This window comes from Lentzea indica (assembly GCF_012184385.1).
In the GTDB taxonomy this organism is placed as follows: Bacteria; Actinomycetota; Actinomycetes; order Mycobacteriales; family Pseudonocardiaceae; genus Lentzea; species Lentzea indica.
In genome coordinates this window covers 1-3,851 of sequence record NZ_VSRL01000443.1, presented here as the reverse complement: position 1 = coordinate 3,851, position 3,851 = coordinate 1, and the positions used below count along the sequence as shown (strand labels likewise).

The following is a 3,851-nucleotide window of genomic DNA, read 5'->3' as shown; positions in this document are numbered from 1 at the left end:
GTCGCCTTCCTGGCGATCGCCCGCCTTGGCGCGGTGGCCGTGCTGGTGAACCCCGAACTCACCGCGGCCGACCACCGGCTGATGCTCGCGGACTGCTGCGCCAGCGTCTGCGTGACGGATGCGGCACTGGAGGAACGCTTCTCCAGCCACGACTGGATCGACATCGACCACCTGCTCGACCAGGCCTGGACGACCTCGGCCGGGCCTGCCGCCAATGTCACCGCGGCGAGCCCGCTCTACGTGCAGTACACCTCCGGCACCACCGGTCAGCCGAAGGGCGTCGTCCACGCGCACAAGGACCTCGCCCTGTACGGCACCTCGGTCGGGCGTGACGTCCTGCACATCGGCATCGGCGACGTCGCGCTCTCGGTGTCCAAGATGTTCTGGGCGTATGGCTTCGGCAACGCAGTGGCGTTCCCGTTGCACTCGGGTTCGTCCGCGGTGCTCACACCGCACCGGCCCGGCGCGGACGAGATCCTGGACCTGGTTGCCCGGCACCGGGTGAACCTCCTGTACTCCGTGCCCTCCTCCTACTCGGCACTGGCCTCCGCGGACACGCGTGGTGCGCTGGCCTGCCTGCGTGCCGCGGTGTCCGCCGGTGAACCGCTGCCGGAGTCGCTCGACGCAAGACTGCGCGACGGGCTGGGGATCGAGGTGCTGGAGCAGATCGGCTCCACCGAGGCCGGACATGCGTTCTGCGCCAACGGGATCGGCGACAACACCCCCGGCACGCTGGGCCGTCCCGTGCCCGGCTGGGAGGTACAGGTGCGCGACGCGCAGGGCTTCCCCACCGACACAGAGGGCGAGCTGTGGGTGCGCGGCCCGACGCTGTTCTCCCACTACCTCAACCAGCCGGACCTCACGCGGAGAACGCTGGTCGACGGCTGGCTGACGACCCACGACCGGGTTCGCCGCAACCCGGACGGCACGCTGAGCCATCTCGGCCGCACCGACGACATGGAGATGGTCGGCGGGATCTCCCTGTCCCCGTTGGAGATCGAGCGCGTGCTGGCGGCACACCCCCTGGTTCGTGAAGCCGCCGTGGCCGCGGTGCTCGACCACCACGACGCCTCACGTCTGCGGGCGTTCGTGGTTCCCGCACAACACACACCGGGGCTGGAGGATGACCTGATCGCCTGGATCAGGTCCCAGCTTCCCGCGTTCAAGGTCCCTCGCACCGTGCGGTTCGTGCAGCAGCTGCCGAGAACCGCCACCGGCAAATTGCGCCGGCACGTCGTGCGCACCGGATCCTGGTAACCCAGTAAGGAGTTTGCCGTGCAGCAAAAGCTTTTCTCCGGCAGCGGGTTCTACATCGGACAGATGTTCCGCGAGGCGGCGTCGCGCCACGGCGCCGTACCGGTCGTCCTGGACCGTCCGCTGGACGTGGCCCCGGGTGACGGGCTGCGGCACACCTACCGCTCACTCGCCGACCTGGTGGACCGGCTGGCTGACCAGCTGTGGGCAGCAGGGGTCAGGCCCGCGAGCCACGTCGCGATCCACAAGCGCGACAACGTGGACATCGCGCTGCTCGCCTGCGCCGTGTCCCGCATCGGTGCGGTACCCGTCCTGTTGTCACCTGGCCTGGACACCACCGCAGTGAGCATCCTGCTGGGCCGGCTCGACCGGCCGTTGCTGGTCACGGACGAAGCGACGCTGTCCCGGCTGATGGCGCACACCGACATCTCCGGACTCACCAGCAAGCGAGTCCTGGTCAGCGGGGTCTTTCCCGGTGCCGTCGCGCTCGACGGTCCTGAGGTGACCGGGCGCGCCAAGCCGGTCCGGCTGCATCCCGACGAGCCGCGATGATCACGCACAGCTCGGGCACGACCGACGTGCCCAAGCTCGCCGTGCACTGCGCCCGCGCGCTGTGGAACCGGTTGGTGCCGCAGAAGATCATGGCGTTGCCCGTGCGCGGGGAGACGGCGGCCTTCTGCATGTCGTTCGTCCACTCCCGCTTCTACCACGCGCTCGGCACGTTCCTGTCCGGCGGAAGCACCCTGCTCCTGCTGGTGGACCACGATCCCGCCTCGGTCGGCCCGCTGCTGGCCCGGTGGCGTCCTGGCGTCGTGGAGACGCACCCCAACACGTTCGTGCTGTGGGAGGACCTGGCGGACGCCCCCGGAGCACCGCTGCGGGACGTCCGTTGCTTCGGCAGCACCTTCGACGCCATCCACCCGCGCACCGTGCAGCGGTTGCTCGGCGCGTCGCGGCGGCGCGGGAAGTACCTCATGCAGCTCTACGGACAGAGCGAGACCGGGCCGGTGGCCGTGCGCATGTTCACCGAACGAGGTGCGGCACGCGGCAACGGGCGACTGGTGGGCATCGGCATCCCCGGTTTCACCAAGGTCAGGATCACCAACGACTCCGGTGCACCGGTTCCGCGCGGGACGGTCGGGCACATCGAGGCGCGCACCCGTGGGCGCATCGTCACCTACCAAGGAGCTCAGGACAGGTTCGACGCGCAGCTCAACGGAACCTGGTGGCGCATGGGTGACATGGGCACACGCAGCTGGTGGGGCGGACTGCACCTGATCGACCGCGAGATCGACCAGATCGACGAGGTGGACAGCAACCTCCGGATCGAGGACGTGCTGATGTCCAGGCTCGACGAACTGCGCGAGGTGGTCGTGGTTCCCGGCGCGGACGGCGTTGCAGTGCCCGTGGTGTGCACCCGCAGCGGTGCACCACTGGCGCAGGCGCGCTGGCGGCGTGCGACGGCCGACCTGCCGGCCATGGGCACACCGCGGCAGTGGGCGTTCGACGACCTGCCGAGGACGTCGACGTGGAAGATCAAGCGCGTGGCGCTCGCCCAGTTGATCGCCACCGGAGACAGCGCGGTGGCTCATGGCTGACCCAGTGGCTGACGACGCACCGGTGATCGTCGTGGGCGCGGGTCCGGTCGGGCTCTTCGCGGCGCTGGCCCTGCGCGCCCACCGGGTGCCCGTCGTCCTGCTCGAAGCCGACCCCTCCGACCGGCACCGCGCCGGCAGCCGAGCCCTCTACGTGCACGGAAAGTCGTTGACGCTGCTGGAATCCACCAGCCCAGGGCTGGGATCGGAGCTCGCGGCCAACGGCGTGCTGTGGAACGTCCGCCGCACCCTGTACCGCGGGAAGCAGGTGTACGCGCGGGAATTCCCGCCGCACGACGCCACCCGCGGCCTGCCCCCGTTCACCAGCCTGCGGCAGAGCGAGACCGAACGCGTCCTGCTCCACGCATGTGAACAGGCAGGCGTGGACGTGCGGTGGAACCACCCCGTCACCGAGGTCGTCACTCACGCCGATGGCGTCACCGTTGCCACCGCCGATGGCGCGACCTGGTCGGGAAGCCACGTCGTCGGAGCCGACGGCGCCAGGTCGACCGTGCGCAAGTGCACGGGCACCTCGTTGGACGGCGCGGCCGCGGAAGGATTCCACGTGGTCGTCGACGTCGCCGACGAGACACAGCGCCTGGAACGGGTGATGCACTACGAACATCCCGGCGCGGATGGCCGTGGCGTGCTCGTGGTGCCCTACACGAACGGCTTCCAGGTCGACGTGCAGAGCCGAGCCGGGGACGATCCGGACGTCATCGCCTCGCGGCGGGAGGTGCGGCGGTGGCTGCCCGAGCTGGTCGGACCGACGCCGTCCGAGCGCATCACCGCGATCTCGGTCTACCGGTTCCTGCAGTTGATCGCCGATGACTTCACCGACCCGCACCACCGGATCCTGCTCGCGGGAGAGGCCGCCCACCTGTTCCCTCCGTTCGGCGCTCGCGGCATGAACAGCGGCTTCGTCGACGCACGAGCGGCGGCGGACGCCATCGCGACCGGCCGGCGTTCCCCCGCGGCGAACGCCGAGGCCGTGCCGCGTTC

At 70.1% G+C, this 3,851-nt stretch carries 4 protein-coding genes; all 4 read left to right on the top strand.

What is annotated here, in order from left to right; translation table 11 throughout:
- The coding region (locus FXN61_RS48000) for an AMP-binding protein (RefSeq protein WP_167980421.1) at positions 1-1,257 on the top strand (1,257 nt) is incomplete at its 5' end.
- Positions 1,258-1,275: 18 nt separating this feature from the next.
- A complete protein-coding gene (locus tag FXN61_RS54975; RefSeq protein ID WP_312878563.1) occupies positions 1,276-1,806 on the top strand; it encodes an AMP-binding protein in 531 nt (176 codons plus the stop codon).
- A complete protein-coding gene (locus FXN61_RS47995) occupies positions 1,803-2,852 on the top strand; it encodes an AMP-binding protein (RefSeq protein ID WP_281360887.1) in 1,050 nt (349 codons plus the stop codon). The genes FXN61_RS54975 and FXN61_RS47995 overlap by 4 nt, the downstream gene beginning before the upstream one ends.
- Positions 2,845-3,851, top strand: a 1,007-nt coding sequence (locus tag FXN61_RS47990) for an FAD-dependent oxidoreductase (protein ID WP_167980420.1), incomplete at its 3' end; no start/stop codon positions are given. The genes FXN61_RS47995 and FXN61_RS47990, both read left to right, overlap by 8 nt.

Bases quoted from the DNA above. Each gene is read 5' to 3' on its own strand.
- FXN61_RS47995 (WP_281360887.1), top strand. From the start codon at position 1,803: ATGATCACGCACAGCTCGGGCACGACCGACGTGCCCAAGCTCGCCGTG.